This is a genomic window from Anoxynatronum buryatiense (genome assembly GCF_900182905.1).
Classification (GTDB): Bacteria; Bacillota; Clostridia; order Peptostreptococcales; family Tindalliaceae; genus Anoxynatronum; species Anoxynatronum buryatiense.
In genome coordinates this window covers 37,855-58,508 of sequence record NZ_FXUF01000004.1, presented here as the reverse complement: position 1 = coordinate 58,508, position 20,654 = coordinate 37,855, and the positions used below count along the sequence as shown (strand labels likewise).

The 20,654-nt window shown below is 52.6% G+C and carries 19 protein-coding genes; 5 read left to right on the top strand and 14 right to left on the bottom strand.

Annotated features, from left to right (window positions below; genetic code table 11):
* Positions 1-56: 56 nt before the first annotated feature.
* The 11 genes from QOL74_RS06950 to rpsF all read right to left on the bottom strand — a co-directional run bounded on the left by QOL74_RS06950 (position 57) and on the right by rpsF (position 9,632).
* Positions 57-1,541 (bottom strand): efflux RND transporter periplasmic adaptor subunit, encoded by a 1,485-nt coding sequence (locus QOL74_RS06950; RefSeq protein WP_283408727.1) that lies wholly within the window; start codon positions 1,539-1,541, stop codon positions 57-59.
* A 160-nt stretch (positions 1,542-1,701) separates the two neighbouring features.
* Positions 1,702-2,301: a TetR/AcrR family transcriptional regulator gene (locus tag QOL74_RS06945; protein ID WP_283408726.1), complete on the bottom strand. Its 600-nt coding sequence runs from the start codon at positions 2,299-2,301 to the stop codon at positions 1,702-1,704.
* 229 nt (positions 2,302-2,530) lie between these two features.
* On the bottom strand, positions 2,531-4,480 hold the full coding sequence (locus tag QOL74_RS06940) for a flavocytochrome c (protein ID WP_283408725.1): 1,950 nt from the start codon (positions 4,478-4,480) through the stop codon (positions 2,531-2,533).
* A gap of 114 nt (positions 4,481-4,594) precedes the next feature.
* A complete protein-coding gene (locus QOL74_RS06935; RefSeq protein WP_283408724.1) occupies positions 4,595-5,422 on the bottom strand; it encodes a MerR family transcriptional regulator in 828 nt (275 codons plus the stop codon).
* A 133-nt stretch (positions 5,423-5,555) separates the two neighbouring features.
* Positions 5,556-5,792, bottom strand: a complete 237-nt coding sequence (locus QOL74_RS06930) for a hypothetical protein (protein WP_283408723.1) — start codon at positions 5,790-5,792, stop codon at positions 5,556-5,558.
* Positions 5,793-5,972: 180 nt separating this feature from the next.
* Complete coding sequence (locus tag QOL74_RS06925; protein WP_283408722.1) at positions 5,973-6,614, bottom strand: 50S ribosomal protein L25; 642 nt, start codon at positions 6,612-6,614, stop codon at positions 5,973-5,975.
* Positions 6,615-6,683: 69 nt separating this feature from the next.
* Positions 6,684-7,697 (bottom strand): glycoside hydrolase family 26 protein, encoded by a 1,014-nt coding sequence (locus tag QOL74_RS06920; RefSeq protein WP_283408933.1) that lies wholly within the window; start codon positions 7,695-7,697, stop codon positions 6,684-6,686.
* Between the two features lie 649 nt (positions 7,698-8,346).
* Positions 8,347-8,538: a hypothetical protein gene (locus tag QOL74_RS06915; RefSeq protein ID WP_283408721.1), complete on the bottom strand. Its 192-nt coding sequence runs from the start codon at positions 8,536-8,538 to the stop codon at positions 8,347-8,349.
* Between the two features lie 6 nt (positions 8,539-8,544).
* Positions 8,545-8,775: a 30S ribosomal protein S18 gene (gene rpsR, locus QOL74_RS06910; RefSeq protein WP_283408720.1), complete on the bottom strand. Its 231-nt coding sequence runs from the start codon at positions 8,773-8,775 to the stop codon at positions 8,545-8,547.
* Positions 8,776-8,861: 86 nt separating this feature from the next.
* Positions 8,862-9,335, bottom strand: a complete 474-nt coding sequence (locus QOL74_RS06905; RefSeq protein WP_283408719.1) for a single-stranded DNA-binding protein — start codon at positions 9,333-9,335, stop codon at positions 8,862-8,864.
* A gap of 12 nt (positions 9,336-9,347) precedes the next feature.
* Positions 9,348-9,632 (bottom strand): 30S ribosomal protein S6, encoded by a 285-nt coding sequence (gene rpsF, locus QOL74_RS06900; RefSeq protein WP_283408718.1) that lies wholly within the window; start codon positions 9,630-9,632, stop codon positions 9,348-9,350.
* A gap of 301 nt (positions 9,633-9,933) precedes the next feature.
* On the opposite strand from rpsF, the gene QOL74_RS06895 reads away from it, so the two are divergent.
* The 3 genes from QOL74_RS06895 to QOL74_RS06885 all read left to right on the top strand — a co-directional run bounded on the left by QOL74_RS06895 (position 9,934) and on the right by QOL74_RS06885 (position 13,809).
* A complete protein-coding gene (locus tag QOL74_RS06895) occupies positions 9,934-10,242 on the top strand; it encodes a hypothetical protein (RefSeq protein ID WP_283408717.1) in 309 nt (102 codons plus the stop codon).
* A gap of 114 nt (positions 10,243-10,356) precedes the next feature.
* The gene (locus QOL74_RS06890) at positions 10,357-12,603 is read left to right on the top strand and encodes a hypothetical protein (protein WP_283408716.1); all 2,247 of its coding nucleotides are present in this window, start codon (positions 10,357-10,359) and stop codon (positions 12,601-12,603) included.
* Between the two features lie 222 nt (positions 12,604-12,825).
* Positions 12,826-13,809, top strand: coding sequence for a prolipoprotein diacylglyceryl transferase family protein (locus QOL74_RS06885; protein WP_283408715.1), 984 nt, complete (start codon positions 12,826-12,828; stop codon positions 13,807-13,809).
* Between the two features lie 1,483 nt (positions 13,810-15,292).
* On the opposite strand, the gene QOL74_RS06880 is transcribed toward QOL74_RS06885, so the two are convergent.
* The 3 genes from QOL74_RS06880 to QOL74_RS06870 form a co-directional block, all read right to left on the bottom strand.
* Positions 15,293-15,721: an aspartate carbamoyltransferase regulatory subunit gene (locus tag QOL74_RS06880; protein WP_283408714.1), complete on the bottom strand. Its 429-nt coding sequence runs from the start codon at positions 15,719-15,721 to the stop codon at positions 15,293-15,295.
* A complete protein-coding gene (gene pyrB / locus QOL74_RS06875; RefSeq protein ID WP_283408713.1) occupies positions 15,718-16,659 on the bottom strand; it encodes an aspartate carbamoyltransferase in 942 nt (313 codons plus the stop codon). The genes QOL74_RS06880 and pyrB overlap by 4 nt, the downstream gene beginning before the upstream one ends.
* Positions 16,660-16,914: 255 nt before the next feature.
* Complete coding sequence (locus QOL74_RS06870) at positions 16,915-17,781, bottom strand: metallophosphoesterase (protein WP_283408712.1); 867 nt, start codon at positions 17,779-17,781, stop codon at positions 16,915-16,917.
* Between the two features lie 304 nt (positions 17,782-18,085).
* Between QOL74_RS06870 and QOL74_RS06865 the strand changes: the two genes are divergently transcribed.
* Entirely contained in the window at positions 18,086-18,910 is an 825-nt protein-coding gene (locus QOL74_RS06865; RefSeq protein WP_283408711.1) for an ABC transporter ATP-binding protein, read from the top strand.
* Complete coding sequence (locus tag QOL74_RS06860; protein WP_283408710.1) at positions 18,907-20,577, top strand: hypothetical protein; 1,671 nt, start codon at positions 18,907-18,909, stop codon at positions 20,575-20,577. Before QOL74_RS06865 ends, QOL74_RS06860 begins: the two co-directional genes overlap by 4 nt.
* Positions 20,578-20,654 lie beyond the last annotated feature (77 nt).

Here is a 20,654-nt window from a genome sequence, read left to right as displayed (position 1 = left end):
AATTTCAGTTCACATTAATGAGAATCAATAAAATTCTGCTGGGAGAAATTCGAACTTTAAGGCTCTTGCCAGGCAACGGCATCGCCTTCCCGCACGCCACCGGCCCCTTCGGTGATCAGCAGTGCACCAGGGGTCACGCCGGTGATCAGCACCTGGTCTTCCTGAATCACGTCAAGGGTGACCGCATGCCGCCGGGCCCGCCCGTCTTCCACCAGATACACATAAGCTTCGCCGTCATTGGCCACATACTGCACCGGCACCCAAATGCCGCTGAGGCTTTCCCCGGGAAAAATCACGGTGACCACCTGACCGGGTACCAGCCAAGAAACGGATGTTGTGGATGAATCCACTGAAGGTGTTGATGGAACAGGTGCAGAGGAAGTGGCTAATAATGGTGATTCACTCAAGGAATCATCAGTTAGGGGGTCCCTTGGAATAAGAGAATCATCCAACGCAATTTCTACAGTATACGTACGGGTCTGGGGATCGGGGAAGGGGTGAAGCACTGCAATGATTCCGGGAAACACCTTTCCTTCTGCCATCACTTCTACGGCGTCACCCACCTTGACCCGCTGCATGTCTTCCCGGGTGAGTCCTACTATTCCCCGCAATGCTTCCGAGGCCAGTGTCACCACCGGAATACCGGCCCCTGTCACCTCTCCCGCCTCCACATGCACACCGGCCACATAACCGTCAAAGCCAGCTGTTAACGTGACATCCTCCAGCTGCTTTGCCAGCGCATCTCTGCCGGCACCCGCGGCCAGATACTGCTGTCGCAGCTGTTCCACTTCCTCCGGCCGGAGTCCCTCTTGCGTCATGACCAGTTTCCAACGGGCCTGCTCCAGGGCGAGAACTGTTTGCGTTTCCAGCAATGCCGCTTCTTCCCATGCCTGCTGAGAAATGACGCCCTGCTGATAAAGGGTTGTTGCCCGTTGGGTTTGCTCTGTCACATAAGCCAGCTTCTCCTCTGCCATGGTGACCTCCGCCTGAGTCATGGCGGCGGTTTCTTCCCGCCCTCCCTGCAAGGCCATCTGATACTGGGCTTCGGCGGCTGACAGCTGCGCTTCGGCAGCATTCAGGGCATGTTGAAAGGATTGCTGTTCCAGGCTGGCCAGCGGATCCCCTGCTTTCACCCGGTCACCGGTTTGAACCAAAAGAGTTTCCACCTTTCCCCCGGAAGAAAAGCTCTGGGTCACCACCTTCTCTGCCGCAAGGATACCTGTATAGCGGGTTTCCATCTGTTGCCGGTCGATGACCAGAGACATCACTTCCACCGGAATGCCGGGACTTTCGGTGATTTCTTCGGCTCCGGTCAGGCTGCACCCCACAAGACCAGCCGTCATTCCAACGGTGAGCAGCATGGTCAGCAACACCTTAGCAAGTGAACTCCCTCTTTTTTTCTGGAGAGGCGGTTTCATTGAAATGTGGGTCTCCAACGCAGCTTTTTCTCCGGCTTTAATGTCTTTTTCAAGTTGAGCAGCAGCGATCGACCATCCACTGCTTTCATTCCCAGCTAAACGCACTTCTTTTTTCATTTCCATTTGCAATAACTCCTTCCTGTAATGCGATCTTTTCACATTTCAACCTGCCCGGCTGCCGGCCTTTTGCGGCAGCTCTTCCTTCTTTCTGGGCGATAGAAACAGCAACTGCCACTGGCACACTTCAATAACGACCGATTAGACTTTATTGGTCCAAAAAAAATTAGCTGAGGGTATCAGCAAAGAAAAAATAGTAACCGTGGATATAATAAGCAGTCAGCATTTCAACGTTTCTGGCAACCCATTCATCGTTCTGGTAATGGCGCAGCACCTCCACCAGCCCTTCCACAAAGCTGGCATTCACATAGTGGATAAAAAACGACTGGTCTTCCTTGGTCTCAATCTGAAAATGCTGGAATTCATGGAGGGAATGGGCCTGCAGCTGCTGAATGATTCCTTCTTTTGTTTTTTCAAAGGCTGTGCCTGCGGAAGCATCTGTCAGCAGCAGAATTTCTTCCCGAAAGGCCACCAGCACGACGGTGAGGGCTTTGGCTGTTCGCTGGGAAAATGCCTTGGGATCAAACCCTTCTGAAGAATGGTCAAAGATCACCTGCATCATCTGGGTGATCTGGGCAAGGGCCGTTTGCACCAATGCCTGAAAAAGCGCTTCTTTCGCCGGGAAGTAATTATACAGATTGCTTTTGCTCACCCCGGCTTCTTTGGCAATCATACTCATGGAGGCGCCTTCAAATCCTTTGCTGAGAAACAGTTTTTTAGCCGCTGCCAGGATATTCTCCCGCACGTCTTCTTTCAAAACCTGCATTAAAGACCCTCCGTTCTTTATTAAGTGATTGTACCTTTTTTGAGTGCTGTCGTCAATGCTTTTGGGTCTTTCTGACGCATCTTTCTTTGATAGGTTCGGTATTCCCCCATCATTCAGCGTTATTGACTTTTTGATTTCCAAATCAAAGAAGCCTGTCCATCACCGGGCAGACTTCCAAGAATTATCCTTATATGGTTATGTTTTTAGAGTCGTCTAGCATCCTTTAATGTTATTGTTTTGGAACAAAGTCAGGCACGTTGCCTGTGACAGCCACCTGACCGGCAATATAGCCGTGCACGGCGGCATCTGGAATTGCATTGGAGCCCAGACGGTTGGTTCCATGAACCCCGCCGGTAACTTCTCCGGCAGCATACAGGCCGGGAATCACTTCGCCCCAGATGTCTTGCACTTCTGTTCGTTCTGTGATGGTCAGACCGCCCATGGTATGGTGCACGGATGGCCATTGGGGAATGGCATAGTAAGGGCCTTTATCGATTTTCATCATAACGCCTTTATCAATCACTTTTCCGAATTCAGGGTCACTGCCATTTTCAACAAACTCATTATGGCGCTGAATGGTTTCTTTCAGGGTTTGTCCTGTCATATTTATGGTGTTGCCGGCGTATTGATGATCACTAATGATTTGTGCCAGTTCTTCAAGGCTGTCGGCTTTAAAGATGCGGTCATCTTTCATGCCGTTGGTCAGCTGCGTTTCGGCTATAAATCCACCTTTGTCAACAATTTCCTGACCGAAGATGGAGAAGGTGGGAAAACCGCCGCTTTCCTGAGCTGCCCTGGAGCACACATCTCTGCGCTCTCCTTCGTTCACATAGCGCTGACCGTTTTCATCCACATACACAATTCCGGAGCTGGGGCCGCTGAAGGGAATCACCGCATAGGCATCCAGCACACCATTATTGGGATTGGCAAAGGGATACAATTGAATATATGACATTTGAATGGTGTTGGCACCCACTTCCTGGGCCATGATAATGCCTTCACCAGTAGCGCCCACATGGTTGGTGGTGGGAATGTCAGCCGTTAGAGCCGGCACATGCTTGGAGCGCATTTCCACATTGCCACTGAAACCGCCGGTGGCCAGAATCACGCCATTCTCTGCCTTAACGGTTTTCACACCGTCCTTGGTTTCCACTTCAATGCCCACAACCCGGCCCGCTTCGCCGCCTTCACGGAAGATTCGGGTCATTTTTGTGTTCAGCATGATGGTGGCATCAGTGGCTTCCAGCATTTTTTTCTGCACCTGTACGATATCGGCTCCCACGCCGTTAATGGTGGTGTAGGTGCGGTATCCGTAATGGCCGCCGGGGCGTGTGATGGATTCCCGCACTTCCAGGCCGTTGTCAAGCATCATATTGAGAAAGAAGGGAGCTCCATAAACCAGGTTGCGTACCAGCTTCACGTCACCCATATAATCGCCGCCGATGATGGTGTCTTCGATATGCTTTTCTGCCGTATCAGGTTCCAGTCCCAGCTTGGCATACATATCGTCGGCAATGTTGCTGGTGTAAGAGGCATATACCCCCCCGTTGATCTGGGAGTTGCCTCCCAATACCGGCATTTTGTCGATGAGAAGGGTTTCGGCGCCATTTTCAACTGCACTGTATGCCGCTGCCAAGCCGGCAAAGCCACCGCCAACCACAACCACATCATAGGTCATGTCCCAGCTTTCCGGCACCTGGGCGCTTCCCATGCCGTGACGACTCTCTGATGCAGCCTCTTTGCCCGCTGCCGTCACCATAAACTCATCTGCCACGCCACCGGCTTCTTCAATGGCCTGTTGCACCGCGTCAATGATGGCCTGGCTGGTCATAGTGGCACCAGAAATGGTATCGACACGAATGCTTTGCTCAGATACAATGGCTGCTGGAATTTCTTCCAGAGCGGCATCAGAAACACCAGGTGTTTCTTCATGTGTCACCACTTCCACTGCCTGAATGTCTTTTTCACCCAAAGTGACCTTCACTGTCATGGGTTTCATTCCTGTGACTTCCACCAAGTATTCTCCCGGGGTCATGGGAGTGATCATTATGCCATTATCTGCCGCATTGTCAGCTGGCGCTTCTCCTGCCGGACTACCGCCAGTCGGGCCGCAGCCCGCCAGAGAACCTAAGAGACACAACACCAGAAACAGAGAAATCGTTTTCATCATGCGTTTCATTTCTTGCTCCTCCTTCTATGATTGGGGTTTGCGTATTTGTTAATCACTTAACAGTATAAGGTATCAAGTAACTTGACATGCAACCCCTCGGGAGGAAATCTTTTTCATGCTGCTCTACTCTATTTTTTTGACAGGCAGCCAAAGATCAATGTACTGTCTGTAAGGCTTCACTTCATGGGGTTTATCTTGATTGCTGTCTGAAAAAATGATCTGCCCCCAAGGGTCACCATCCATTTCCAGGCCTGCATTGGAAAGAAACGAGAGGGTTTCATCGGCAACGTTCAAAGAGGCAATTTCTTCGCTTCTTACCGCCAGCACGGTATGGGCACAGAGTCTTTCAGAAATGCACTGGGTGGTTTTCAGTGTTAATAGGCCATACCCACCGGCCTGGTGCAAGTCGATGGAAAATCCTTTGTGTTTCCGCTTCATGGTTAGATGCGCCTGCATCTGCCTCCCGTCATAAAAAGCGGTGATCTTTGAGACCGGCAGCGCGTCTACCCAGACCATGGTATCTGGCACCAAATCTTCCTGCAGCACATTGTCCGGCTGGCTGTAGAAAAAAGCCAGGGGTGGTGACTGACGGACCACAAATTTTCCCATGAGCTCCGGCAGTGCTCTTATTTTTCCCCGGTATTCATCAATGGTGGCAGCGACCATCATCAGGTGTTGAATTTTTTCGTTGGTTTCAGCATATTTCCGATCCAGGGTTTCTGCAATGCTTTCCGGCGTGGAGGCAGAAAACTGTTTTACCACTTCACTGATCTGGTAACCCATGGCCAGATATTTGCGGGCACTAATCAGGCGGGCAATGGCGTTTTCATCATAATAGCGCCGTCCAACAGCATCTTTGACTGGCTTAATTAACCCTTTTTCTTCATAAAACCGCACTGCCTGCCTGGTAAAACCAAACATGCGGGAAACCTGTCCGATGGAAAACTGCATATGAAGCCCTCTTTTCACCCTGTTTATTGTTTTGCCCTGCTCATACCCGATTCTTGCGAATAGCTGTCTCATTCAGAAAAGCAGCTTCAGAACCACTGCTCTGAAACTGCTTTTCTTGTTCTTCCAATCGTTTTCATTTGTCATCTTCTTTTTCTTCCCGGCAAATGGTTTCTGCCACCTCCATCAGCAGGGCCATGGTGCGAACCCTTTCAGCCTCTTCTTTGAGGTAGCCGGCCAGGCACCCCCGGTTATCGCCGGATACTTTCTGCTCAACAGAAGAAACGGCTTCGCATCTGGTTTGCGCTGTTGATGAATGGCCTTGCCGGGTGCATGTGCATTTTTTTTTGAAGGGAATCACTTTTCGTTTCATGTTCACACATCCTTCTTTGCTTCAAAGATGAAGGTTCACATGAATACTCATTTCGCGATGCAACGTTAAAAACCCTTTTTTTTGGATCACTTTTTTGGTATTTTTGTAAAAAAAACCTTTCCGTCGGAAAAATCACGTCGGAAAGGCTGGGTAATGCTTTGCAAACTGGAAGGATTGGTTTTACTCTTCGTCTGAATCAGCTTCGCCAACAACCGGAACGGCCGCTGCATCCACTTCTTCGCCTTCTTCGGTTTCTTCAGCTGCCTGCTGAATGTAAACCAGTGTACCAATAACCGTTTCCATTTCACCGAGAATTTCAATGTTCTCGTCGCTGGCCACGTTCAGATCGGCAAAAGTAATGTTGTCTTGATCCTGCAGCAGGGCCGCATCCACTTCCACGTGTTCGGGCATGTGGCGGGGGAACATTTGCAGGTCAACTTCATTGGCTTGAATCTGAAGCACGTGGTCACCGCGTTCAACGGCATCACGGTTCAGAACAGTGATGTTAAAGGTCATCTTCAGTTTTTCGTTTTCATCCAGGGCTTGAAGATCCAAATGAATGAACTGGTTCTTCATGTTTTCCTTCTGGATTTCCTTGATAATGCCGAAGCTTTTTTCTCCGCCAATATTCAGGGTGATTTTACGGTTGGTACCGAACTCTGCGATCAGGCGTCTCAGTTCACGCTCGTCGGCATAAACGGATTTCGGCTCCATGCTTTTGCTGTATACCACGCCAGGAATATTACCTGCCTTACGGGCAGCTTTGACGGTCATTCCCTGGATCTTATCCCGGGTTACCAGTGTCAGTACTGGAGTTGCCATGGGTTCACTCTCCTTTCCTGTTTTCAGGAATTTTCATTTAAATGGTGATTGCCGTGAAGCAACCGCTCTTTATTCTGATTCGGTGTCACCGGTTTCGTCCTCTTCATCAGCTGCCTCAGCATCTTCTGAATCGGCGCCACCAGTTGTTCCTTCCTCATCTGTTTCACTATCTGTTTCATCATCTGCTGCTTCTCCCGGTATCGGCGGCAGCGGGGGTGTTTTGTAACGGCTCAGGCCCTCTCGGAAGGCCGCCACGTACTCCGGTGCTTCATCCAGTTTGTAGATGCGGCCGGGGTTTCCTGCTGCATCCCAGTCGATGCCGTTCCACCAGATGGCCACACGAATATTTTCAAATCGGGGCATGTGGTAGAACATGGCGTGAATCCACTGGGTTTTGTCGCCACCATGGGAGTTGCTGCCAAATTCGGTGATGATAAAGGGGTGTTGGAACAATCGCATGTATTCATCATACAGGGGCGGATAAATTTCATGGAAGGGCCGCCAGGGTTCTCCCGGAAAATAGGTGCCCGGGTTATAACCTGTCAGGCCGATGAGATCCACATAGTCATCCCCCGGATAGTAAGTCAGGTAATGGTTCCAGGCAAAGCCCGGAAAAGAGTCGTCGTGAGGGTTCCAGACCCAAATGACATTGTTGACACCGGCTTTTTCAAAGTACTCATACACATACCGCCAGGACGCCAAGTACACCTCAGTGTCCATGGACGACCAGTAGGCCGAATACGAGCACCAGTCGCCGTTCATTTCGTTGTTCAGGCGAAAAAGCACCGGGTCGCCGAAGTCTTTCAGTCCCTGGGCAAAGGCTGCCAGCAGATGATCATGTTCCCCTTCCAACAGCGCATACAAACTGCGGTTGTTCAGGGATTTATCCAGATACTCGGTTTGCAGGGTAAGCACCACATGGCGGTCCCGCTCCCGGGCATTGATCAGTTCCTGCCTTGGAAACTCGCTTCCCAGATTTTTGTAGAGCAGGAGAAAACGGAACTGATGGTCCAGCTGATTTTCCAGCTGGGTCAGGGGCGAAAAGTTGCGGGGAGCTGATGATTCAAAGATGCCCCAGGCCATTTCTTCATTGTTGATGAAGTAGTGGTCATAAAACCGCTGGGTCCCCTCATTCCACTCTCTTTCCACCGGCTTGTAGTTCACGTGCAGTCCCGGGGTTGCCGTTGTTTCCGTAAGCCGGAAACTTTCGATGATCTCCCGGTGATTCTCCAGGGGCCTGGTGGATTTGAACAGCAGGGTGTAAACCTCCCGGCTGTTTTTCACATAAACCGCCTTGGCGTAATAGGGCCTGTCGGCCTCCATGGCCGCCATCGGGGTGCGCCGCCATTGGAGAAAATCAACTGTCATGCCGTTCACGCTGATGGTTTCACGGCTTTCCATCTGGTGGTCGAGCCGGTTGTCCAGAAAACCGCGGCTGTAGGCAATGTAACTGGAAGCAGAATGAACGGTTCTGTTGAAGTTATCGTAGTAGATTTCCAGCCGGGTTTCAGCGTCTTCCAGTACGGCTCTCACCGCTGAAAGGGACATGTCTGCTTCCCAGGTGTCGGGAACCTCAAGCTCATATCCCTGTGAGTGGTTGATGAAGGTCATCCACCCGGGTGCTGCTTGTTTCAGTTGCTGCACATCTTCCCAGTGATACCACTGGTCATCCTGCTGTTCCTGTTGATGTTGCACCGGTTCGCCATTTTTGATGATGCGGGGCAAAGTTGTCTCAGCCGATACCGGCATTGTTGCCGGCAGCATCCATAACATCACGGCCAGCACTGCCAGCCATGTCGGTTTGCTGCAGGGGGTTCCCTTTTTTTTCATGGGGACACTCCTTTGCCTTAGTGGTGGTGATCACACTGCCTGCTTCACGGCCACAGGCAAAAATAGCCTGAAGGTTACCCGCCAGACTATCCACAGAATACTATTCAACTGTGTAAGGCAGCAAAGCCATATGTCTGGAACGCTTGATAGCCTGTGTCACGTCGCGCTGGTGAATGGCGCAGTTGCCGGTGATTCGACGGGGTAGAATCTTACCGCGCTCAGTGAGGTATTTTTTCAGACGGCCAATTTCTTTGTAATCAATCACCGCTTTTTTATCGGCACAAAAAGTACAGATTTTTTTACGGGATTTGCGTTTTCTTCGGTTCATCATGGGAATCTTCCCTCCTTCATTCATGTGATACTTGATTCTTGCAGTGCTATGAAATGATGCCTACCCACAAAATACGGCTTCCCACCTTAGAAGGGCAGGTCATCGTCGTCTTCCATGGTTTCAAATTCTGTCAGGTCTATGTCATCAGGGTTAAATCCCCCATCGGACTGTTGCTGTTGCTGTGTGTTTCGTTGTGGTGGCTGGGGTCGTGAAGGCTGTTGATAGTCGCCGCCGGATCTTCCGCCGCCTCCGCTGCCACCACCGATGAATTCAACGGTATTGGCAACCACTTCGGTCACATAGCGTTTTTCACCATTCTGTGTTTCGTAAGAACGGGTCTGCATACGGCCCTGAATGCCTACTTCCCGGCCTTTTGCAAGGTAGTTGGCGCAGTTTTCCGCCTGCTTTTCCCATACAACAACGGGAATAAAGTCTGCTTCGCTGTCTTTTCCGAAACTACGGTTCACCGCTACGGTGAAGGTGGCCACCGCCTTGCCTGTGCCGGTAAATCTCAGTTCAGGGTCTTTGGTCAGTCTTCCGATCAAAATGACGGTATTCATCCTCACACCACCCTATTCTTCGATTTTTACGATCATGTGGCGAACCACTTCATCGGCAATTTTCAGGTTACGATCCAGCTCCTTGTTCAGGTCTGGGCCAGCCTGGAAATTGACCAATACATAAAAGCCCTCTTTTTCCTTCTGAATTTCATAGGCAAGCTTCCGCAGGCCCCATTGCTCAACAGAGTCAACGGTACCGTCGGCATCAATAATGCCTTTGAACTTCTCCAAGAGAGCTTCACGTTGTGATTCTTCAGTATTGGGGTTCAGAATGTACATTAATTCGTACTTGTTCATCGTCATTTCACCTCCCTCTGGACTAAACGGCCCTGCTTTACGCAGGGCAGAGAAGTTATTCTCAGTGATTCAGTTATTGTTTCTCTACACAACATGTAATTATAGCATGGACTTCTCAGAAAGACAAGCACAAAACCATAAAAACCATGGGGACTTATTTTTGTCACAAACCGTGTCAGCTATTGTCATTGACAAAGGCTGCAAACAACGTTTTTTTGCAAGGCTTCCTGCTATACTGAAAGTGTCATTTGCGCCGAAAGTGTCATTTTCCGACCCATCGTTACGAAAGGGGTGTTTCTCATTGATCTATACCGTCCGACACCGCTCCGGTTTTTTTGAAACCACTCCCTGCTACCTGATCATTGATTCCCGACGGGGGCAGCTATTGCTGCTTCCCTGCCAGGCTCCCTTTCAGATGCGCTTTCTGATTCTTCGGGATGAGTTGGAAGCGGTGGTGCTGTCTGTCCATCAACATCATGCGGCCTGCGACTTGTTCACGCGTCAGCAAACCCATTCTCTTCTTTTTCCTCCGGGTATTCCACAGGAGGAAATTAAAAAAGAGTTCCGTTCTTTTGGAACTCTTTCTCTAAAAATCGAAACCCTTGAATAAACTGCTGCCGTTCATCTGAACTGTCTCTCTGCAACATCATCTGCAACATCATTTGCAATGCCATTTGAAACACCTTCTGAATACCAACTGCTATCATCGAAAGGAGTAGCTTCCATGTTAACGGTATTTCCCATGAAAAGAAGAAGCAACATAATCATCCCACTCATTCTGTGTCTGCTGCTCACCGCCTGTGGCGGGGGCGGCGAAAACGCCGGCGGCACACCGCCGGCAGCATCGGGCAGTGCATCCACCACACCGTCTGCCACTGCCCTTCCCGACACCTGGCAGTTTGACCGCACCATCCCTGAACCCATTGAACTCACTTACGACGGTTCACCGGTTACCCTGGGGAACTTTGCCACCCATGGCATTGAAATCAGTGTGCCGGAGGGCGCCTTTGAATCGGCAGTGACCCTCACTCTGTCACAGCCGGAAGAAGGGGTTCGTTACAACCGAGCCGCCATGGACCCTGCCGGGGTTCCCGCCGCCTTTCGCATTGAGGGTGACCAGTTGCGTTCAGATCTTCCCATGACCGTGAAGCTGAAGGTGGATGCCCAGCAGCTGACGGACCTTCAGGAAACCGGCGGTTTCAGGGGGGGCCATTTTGACGAAACCTTTGGCTGGACCTATGTGGATCTGGTGGAGGTCAATGAAACCGATGGCTACCTGCTCTTTAACACGTATCACAACTGGCTCTTTGCTCCTGCCAAGCTCACCCGGGAAGAACGCGTGGAGCAGTTTGCCAAAGAAAAGGCGCTGGATGCCTGGGGTGCCCAGCAAATGGGCAATGAAGTGGAAAATGTGACCCGGGAAATGATCCGGGAGATTATGATTCAGCAGTTTAATGCCACCAACGAGTCTGAAATCATGAAAATTGCCGATGCTGTCATCGGTGAAATTGAGTCGGATGCCCTTGATTACGGCAAAATGGCCCTTCAGCTAAAGGACGGAGATTACGAGGGCCTGGTGGGGAGTGTGGCCGATAAACTGGGGGGTACCCTGGCCAGCAGCCTGGAGTCGGGCACCCTGGAAACTCTCTTTGGTCAGGCCGGCACTGCTGCCGCTGCCGCCGGACACCTGTGGGAAGGGGACTACAGCGGGGCGGGCATGAAAATTGCCGAAGCCATTGCCGAATCTTCACCGGTTTACAGGGTGGCCAAGGTGTGGATCGATATGGTGGACACCCGTATCAGCAACTGGAAAAACGACGAGGTGGAAAAGGCTTATCAGATTTATATCAATGGCGCCCAAAGCCGTTCCCCCTGGGGATATAACGTGGATGCCGGCGATTTCGAATCTCTCTACAGTCAGATGCGGGGTGTCAGCCGCCAGCTGGAGCTGGAGGCAGTGGATCGGTATGCCAAAGCCCGGGGCATCAGCACCGGTGACATCACCGCCCAACAGCGACAGCAAATTTTGGCAGATGTGAAAGCCAAGCTGAAAGATCAGTTTGAGAAGCGTTCCAAACAGGAGGAAGAACTGCGCCAGCTGGAAGAAGACCAGCGGGAGATCATACGTCAGTTTGAAGAATGGGGGTTATTAAGGGAGGGCAGCAGCTGGTACCCCTATGACACCCCCGTGGAACAAATGCTCCACCGGCTTCATGGGCAGATGGAACGCATTATGCGGGAGACGGGCCGATATGACCTGGTGATTCGCCGGGGTGACCTGCATGACCAGAGCCGGGGGCTGGACAACATTGGAGAGTTAAAGGAAAATGAACTGCTGGTGCCCCATCTGGCAGAGCTCATCAGCACCCGGTATGTGGAAGGGGAGGAAGCCTACCAGAAAAAACTGCTGGAATTCGGCTACATTACCCTGAAGCTGGAGCCGGGCACCTATGTGGGGGAACTGGTGATCACCGATGTGCCCATGAAAAAAGCCCTTCAGCAGGCAGTGGATGATCCTGGATCAGTACCGGAGTACTCAGGTCCTAATGAGGAGATGTGTGAAGAAATTAATCTGTGGGAGGCGGATGTGCAGGCCAGTGTGCGAGAGGCCATCGACAACCTGGACACTGTCAAGGGCACCGTGGTACCCCTGCGAGTGGAAATCTCCCCGGGATCGGGTGAAAACAGTTACACTGCGGTTCTCACCGCCGATTTTGCCAGCGCCCTGCCCAGTATGGGCTGTGAAGACATCAGCGGCCCCACCACCTTCCAGGTGCGCACCGACAAAGACAAGCTCACCCTGACCCACACCCTTGAAGATGGTGTCGGCCACTGGTCTTACGAGGGCACCATTGCTCCCGGTGGCACGATCTCCGGGAACCTGCGATTATACACCAACGAAGCAGAGTACCGGGACTATGTGGGAACCGACAACATGCTCACCGGCACCTGGGAAGTCAGCAAACAGTAGGACAGGCAACCTCTTTGGTATCAAGCCCCTTTGGTATCAAGCTTCTTTGGAATCGAGCATCGTTGGAATCGAACTTCTTTGAATAAAGCTATCGGCCAAGAGGCACCGCCATCAGAAGATGTAACCAGGCAAACCTCTGAAATTTGACATTACCCGCAAGCATTGAGGCACGGCAATCAGGCAGCCTCATTAATCTGGCAGCCCCACCGGGAGATGATGGCGATGCGTCCCATACTGTTTTACATGAAATGGATGAATCAGACTGTCCCTGTGCCGGCCTACCGTTTTTTCGGCATGCTGGCAGCCCTGTACCTGCTGATGGCGGTGGCATGGCAATGGCGGCGGGAATCCCGCCGCCAGGCTGTGGGGCTTCATGGTCTGGTGCCTCTGTCAATCTTCACCGGCTTTACCACCAGTCAGCTGATGGCCGTCTGTTTTCTCAGCATTGCCGCCTTTTTTGCAGGGGCACGGCTTCTTTATGCCCTCCTGTATCTGCCCCAGGTAATGGCAGCCCCTGCCCGGCTGGTGGAGTTGAAGCTGCGAAATTTCAGCCTTCACGGCGGTCTGACGGCCGTGCTCTTGTTGTGGTTTCACTGGAGCCGGCGCTGGGGGTTTTCTCTTCCTGCCCTGACAGATTCTCTGGTGGTGCATGTGGGCATTGCCATTGCCATCATGCGCCTGGGATGTTTCTTCAACGGTTGCTGCTTCGGTCTTCCCACCCAGATGCCCTGGGGCATGCACTTTCCGCTGGCCAATCCCAATCCGGTCACCCGGCTGGTGGGGTTTAATGCCGTCACCGCCGGTCTGCTGGGAGCCCCTGCCGTCATGCGCCACCCCACTCAGCTTTACGAGATGGGGGCCGCCCTGCTGGCTTCGGGTGCCGCCTGGCGATGCCAGCGCCGGCATCCTGCCGGTTCCGGTTTTGCCACCGCCCTTTTTGGGCTGCTTTTCTCCGGAGGACGTCTGGTGGTGTTCTTTTTTCGGGATTTTCCCACAGCCAGCAGTCTTTCCAACCTATTACGGGGCCCAGTGGTTTACGGCCTTTGTCTGCTGCTCTTTACCGGTTGGCTGGTGAAGATTCGATCTGGCGAATCATGGTTTTCAAAGCTTCCACCACTTGCCGGCGCTGGGTATGGGGCTCGTCGGCCCGAAGGGCTTCATGCATCAGGTAGTCCCAGAAAGAAGCCGTCATCTGGCCTTCGTTGATGGCAAACACCGCCGGTGGCTGAGAGGGCTTCATCACCAGTACCCCCACATCCTCCCGGGCGTAGAGGGTGTATCCCCCCGCCCGGCGCTGGTATCCCAAAGAGACATGATACCGTTCATGGGTGTTCAGCAGTTCAATGATCTGCATCAGGTGCAGCCGGTACTCTTCAGGGGTGTAGAAAGCCTCCAGGCCGCCGGTGAGGTCGATGGCACCAATGCGGATTTTTCCCGCCGACAGGTCTTCCACCCGGGGCAGGTTGATGAGCTCATGAAAGGTGTTGGTTTCCAGCTGACGGCTGAAGTGACGGGTTCTCATGGCATGATCTGCCAGCAGCTTTTCCCTTTCGGGAAGGGCCAGCCGGGTGCAGATCAAAGCTGCCACCTCCTGGGGCATGGTGGTCAGGGAGAGGGTGTCGGTTTTGATCATGGCATGGGCGGCTTCGGCTTCGAACTCGGTAAGGGTGGCCACATAAGCATCCCCTGACCCCGGTGTGAAAATCCGCATCAGCGGACGGCACAGCGCTGCATAGCCCTGAAACTCCGCCACAAGGCCTGCCACTGCCTGGGGTTCCCTCACCAGAAAATTCACAGCTCCCCTGGTACCCTCCCCCACCGAAGTGGCACAAACCGCCGCTGTTCCAGGAGCAATAAAGAGGGTGCGGCGGAAAATGCCGTCCCGAATCCGGGGATAGTAGTAAGGCTCAATGGCTCCGGTCATGTAAATGGGCAGCCACTCGCCGATGGCTGACAGCATCTCGTCGATGTCCCGGCTGATGGTGTGAATGATTTTGATCCGATTGCCCTTCAGCACCACCTGTGCCAACCGCTGGGCCCAACGGGCGGTGAAGGTGGGCTGATCTTTCAGCCAGTCCAGGTTTTCGTCACTGAACAACAGCAGTGTTTGGGGCGTTTCCCGGGCCAACACCAGATCGAGAAAGGCCAGCACCGCTTCCCGCTTTCCTTCAGTGTCATAAAAAAGCTGTGTGCCGGTCTTTGGATCGACGGTGTCACGGGCCCTTGCCGACAATCCCCCCTCCCCCTCTTTGGCTGTGATGACTTCTGAGCCGGGAGGTTTTTTAAAGCGAAAGCTGGAAAACCCTTCCAAAAATCCCGCCACCGGGTCTGCCGCTTCCGGGCTTCCGGTTTGCAGCCATTGATGGATCATGTCTGTCAGCAATGCTTTGTCACCCATCTGGGCCAGGGGCTGTTCCATGGCCTTTGCCAGGGCCTCCTGTTGATACACAGCTGCACAGTGGGCAGCAAAATAACCCGCCATGGTCAGCAGGTAGTTTTCCTGCTGGGCGGGTTTACGGGCACCCCGGCGCAGCCGGCTGATATATGAAGCATCCAGCAGGGTATGCCGCGCCAGGGCGCTGTTACTCACGTTGGTGAGATTCATGAGAAAGTCCAGTTTGTCATGAAACTGCATCTGCCAGCCCCCTTTTCTTTTCAGTATATCAGGGGCGGAGCGGAAAAAATAGTCCTACAGGCGGTATTCCGTCAGTTCTTCGCAGTAGCTGCACCGGTACTGTATTTTCCCGTTGGGTACCAGGGTGAACTCCGGCTGGGCGCATTCGTCCACTGCGGTAATGCACCGGGGATTTTTGCAGGCAAAAAGGCCGCTCACCTTTTCAGGCAGGGTGGCTTCTTTTTTATCGATGATCTGTTCATTTTCAATGTAGTTCACCGTAATGCCAGGGTCGATGAGCCCCAGAATGCGCAGATCGACGGTGAGGTCATCCTGAATTTTAATGATGTCTTTGGTACCCCGCTTGCGGCTGGAAACATGCATCAGCAGTACCGAGGGTGATTTTCTCCGGTCAAGGCGCAGTTTTTCAAAAACCTTCAGACCTTTCCCTGCGGGAATATGGTCAATGACAATTCCTTTTTGAATGGCGGTGACTTCAATCATGCCAGCTTCACTCCCATCACAGCGGACAGCAGGGCCATCCGGATATACACGCCCATGGTTGCCTGTTCAAAATAACGGGCACGGGGATCTTCGTCCACCTCATACTGAATTTCGTTCACCCGGGGCAGCGGGTGGAGCACCATCAAGTCTTCTTTGGCCGTTTTCAGTTTGTCACGGGTGAGAATGAAGCTGTCTTTCAGCTTCACATACTCTTCTTCGTTGAAAAAACGCTCTTTTTGAATGCGGGTCATATAGAGAAGATCGATCTTTTCAATGCAGTCATCCAGGTGAGGTGTTTCGTGGAGGGTGATGTGGTAGCGGTGCTGCAGCTCGTCCCGCAGATGCCCCGGAATGCGCAATTCTGTGGGAGACACCAGGTAGAAGGTCATTCCCGGAAAACGGCACAGGGTTTTCAGCAACGAGTGGACGGTGCGGCCAAAAAGAAGATCACCACAAAAGGCCACTTGCAGGTTTTCGATGGCTCCCCGGTATTTTTGCAGGGTCAGCAGGTCGGTGAGGGTTTGGGTGGGATGCTGGTGCCCGCCGTCTCCGGCATTGATCACCGGAACAGTGGCGTACTGAGAGGCCAGCTTGGGCGCTCCCTCCCGGGGGTGGCGCATCACCAGGGTATGGGCGTAATCGTCCATCACCCGAACGGTATCTGCCAGGCTCTCCCCCTTGGCGGCAGAGCTGACGGCGGCATCGGAGAAGCCCAATACCTGGCCTCCCAGGCGCAGCATGGCCGACTCAAAGCTGAGACGGGTGCGGGTACTGGGTTCGTAAAACAGGGTTCCCATGATTTTTCCCTTGCAGCAGTCGGCATAATCTTCCGGCCGGGCCTCCATTTTCAGTCCCAGGTCCAGCAGTGCCTGCAGCTCTTCCATGGTGAAGTCTTCCGGATCAATGAGGTGTCGGCCTTTCAAACTTTCAAGATTCATGTGCATTCCCCCTCCAATTAAAAAACGCCCTCTCAATCCCGAAAAGGATGAAAGGGCGCAGATGCCGGTGATAACAAACGACAGACTCTCGCCTCGCCGGCGGTGAGACTTCTCTGCCGCGGGGGTTGTCGTCATGTTGTTCTGTGCCTTCTTAGCCTCTCGGGACTAAATTAAAGGATTCCGTATTCAGTTGCTGGAAACAGCATATCACATATGGGGCGGTCGGGTCAACTGTGGGTTGTGATTGATCATGTGCTATTGGTGCTGCAACGTCACCACCACAATCTCCGGGCGGTTGAAAACTCTTAGGGGGATAATGCTGTTCCCCAGACCCCGGCTCACCACCATGGTGGACGACCCGTGGGTGTGGCTGCCACTGGTGTATGGGGGAAACAGGCCCTGGTCAGGCGCCACCAGCCCTCCCAAAAAAGGGAGTCTGAACTGACCGCCATGGGCGTGGCCTGTAAAGGTAAGGTCTATGTTATTTTCATGATATAGATGGAACAATTCGGGGCGATGGGATAACAAAATGGTGAAATGCTCTGCATCATTGTCTGTCCACTTTTTCAACTGATCTTCCATCTTGCCAGTACGGGTGCCTTCCAGATAACTGGCGGTAAGGAAAGCCGGGTCAGACAAACCCGCCATTCGAATGGCGCTGTCTTCTCTGGTGATCAGCTGAGTATCATCATCCAGCACATGCACCCCCGCTTCTATTAATTGCTCTTTGATGACATCATATTGTCCCGACCAGGCTTCATGATTGCCGGAGACAAAGTAGGTGGGGGCAATGGCCACTGCCCCGTGAATGAAGTCCACGGCGGTTTCCAGGTTATATCTGCGTCTGTCGATGAGATCGCCGGTGATCACAATGATATCCGGTGACTGGGCCGCCACCTGGCGCAGCAGTGTTGCCTGTTCCTTACCAAAGGATTTATTGTGAAGATCGGAAATCTGAACAATCGTGAAATCATGAAAATCTGACGGTATTTTGGGATTGGCATAATCAATATGGGTGATGACAAGACCGTTGTTTTGCCACCAGCCAAACGCTGCGAGCATCAGAACAGCCGCCATGAACACAAATCTTTTTTTCAGTTTTCCTGTTGATCGCTTCTTCATTGAGTCAGCTCCTCCAGTGATGGGCACGGGTTCTTCTTGTCAGACCAGCCCATGATCAAACGGCCAACATGCATGTTGCTTGTGGCACGATGCATGCTGCATATTGCATGTTGCCATTATACCCGATTTCAGCTCTCTGGTGAACTATCCGGTGAACTTGTACGGCGAAAGAAACAGCCAATAACCGTTTCAGACATTTTATCGCCTCCACCCGTCTTTAATGATGTGTTCTCACGGTTTTGATCTAGCCTGACAACCTGACAACCTGACAACCTGATTAACGGACTACCTGGGAGGCGTTCATATGACACCAGTGATTGAAATGAAAGGCTTGCGCATGCGCTACGGCAGTGAGGGCCCTTATGTGCTCAACGGTATTGATCTCTCTGTCACCCCCGGCAGCATTATCGGCTACATTGGCCCCAATGGGGCGGGAAAAAGCACCACGGTGAAAATCATGCTGGGCATGGTGCAGGACTATGAGGGAGATGTGCTGATTTTTGGCGAAAACATCCGGGAAAACCCAGTGGCCTACAAGCGGCGCATCGGCTATGTACCAGAGGCTGCCGTGCTCTATGACAGCCTGTCTGGCTTTGAATACCTGCGTTTTATCGGTGATCTCTACGACATGGAAGCGGATGACATCACCGCCAAAGGAGAACAGCTTTTTGAGCTTTTCGGCATTGGTGACGCCCTGCACCACCGGATTTCTTCATATTCCAAAGGAATGAAGCAAAAGCTGATGATCATCGCCAGTCTCATCCACAATCCGGATATTTTATTCTTTGACGAACCCATCAGCGGCCTGGATGCCAACAGTGTGATGATTTTCAAGGCCCTGATGCAGCAGCTGGCCCGCCAGGGAAAGACCATCTTTTATTCCTCCCATATCATGGAGGTGGTGGAAAAAATCAGCCACCGCATTGTGGTGCTGCACCAGGGGCAGGTGGTGGCCGATGGTTCTTTTGAAATGTTGCAGGAAAAGAACCATGAAGGCACCTTGCAGGAAGTGTTTAACCAGCTCACCGGTTTCCATTCCCACGAAGCCATTGCCGCCTCCTTCGCCCAGGTGGTGACGGGGAACACAGCGGCAGCAGGAACGGTGCCGGAGGGAGGGATGTTGAAATGACATCCTCTTTTCTGTTGATTCGCCTGTTGAACAGGCTTCATCCCCTGCTCTGCCGCCTGAAAGTGCACCCAGAGCAGCTGTGCCACATTCTCACCCTGAAGCTGACCCTGGAAGAACGGAAAACCACCGTGAATGAAAGCATGGGGGGCAAACCGGGAATGCTCAAAGGAATGAAGGCCAACCTGCTGATGCAGGCCTTCATCGGCCTTCTCATGGGGTTGGTGATGCTGCAGCCCGCCGATCTTTTTTACCCGGCCATGATCATCATGAGTATGAATGTGGTGATGATGGTGATGTATATGGTGACAGACTTTTCACAAGTACTGCTGGACACCCGGGATACTGCCGTGATCATGACCCGGCCGGTTGACCCCCGTACCATGAATGCCGCCCGCATCATTCATGTGATTTACTATATGACCGCCATGTTTGCCGCCCTGAACCTGGCCCCCCTGGCCATGGGAGTTTACCGTCACGGGTTTCGGATGATTCCCGCTTTTCTTTTGGTGTGGCTGTTTTTGCCACTGCTGGTTATTTTTGTCACCACGCTGCTCTATGGTTTTCTCATTCGCCAGTTCACCGGCGAAAAGCTGAAAGATGTTCTCAATGTGTTTCAGGTGTTTTTTTCCATTATGACAGTGGTGGGCTATCAGCTGGCCATTCGCATTTTCAGCCTGGTGGATCTCCACATCACCTTTTCCCTGAAATGGTGGACCTACCTGCTGCCACCCGCCTGGTATGCCGGCCTTTTCAAAGTGGTGGTGGAGGGTGACCCCGACCCTGCTTACCGGCTGCTGATGGTTTTGGGGATGGTGCTGCCTGTGGTGCTGGGTTACTGGCTTATTCGACGGCTGCTGCCCCGGTACGAATACTACCTGACCAAACTCCAGGTGGAGGATGGGTTGCGGGTGCCTGCTGATTCCCTGCCCCGGCGGGTGCAGGAAGGCCTCTTTCGTTGGCTGTCGAAAGACCCGGTGGAACTGGCCTTTATGCGGTTCTCAGCTGCCAACATGCGACGTGACCGAAAGCTGAAACTGATGATGTACCCCAATCATGCCCTGGGCATGTTTTTTCCCCTGCTCATGCTGCTGCCTTACCTGCGGCGGTTTGACAGCCTGGCGGTTTCTCTCCGGGAGTTGCGGGGCGGCCTGGGGTATCTGTCACTGTACCTGATGCTCCTGTTTCTTGCCACCAATTTCAGCTTTCTACAGTTCAGTGAATGTGCCCCGGCGTCCTTTATTTACGACACCTTTCCTGCCAAAAACCGTCTGGTGATTTTCCGGGCGGCACTGAAAGCCTATGGGGTGATTTATATGTTGCCGGCACTGCTGATCATGGGAGCAGTTTACACCGGACTCATGGGCCCCGCCATTCTCCCCGGTCTGGGAGTGATTCTGCTGGCCGCCTTTGCCCTGCTGGGGCTTCGGGGAATTATTCTGCAGCCTTTTCTCCCTTTCTCCCTGGAAGTCAGAGAAGCCGGCAACCGGGACATTGGCGAAACCATCCTGTTCAGCATGGTGGTGGGGGGCATGAGCGGCCTCCATTTTCTCCTTGTTAAAAACCGGCCCCTCTGGGCACTGGCCGCCTGCATCTTATGGCTGGTGGTGATCAAGGTGGCCTTCGCCCACATTCTCTCCCACGGGGAGCTGACCCCCCAAAAGGAATAAGCGCACCTCCAGCACACAAAAGAAGCCCAGGACGTTTGTATGCGTCTCTGGGCCTTGTTTTTTTGAAGCCATTATTC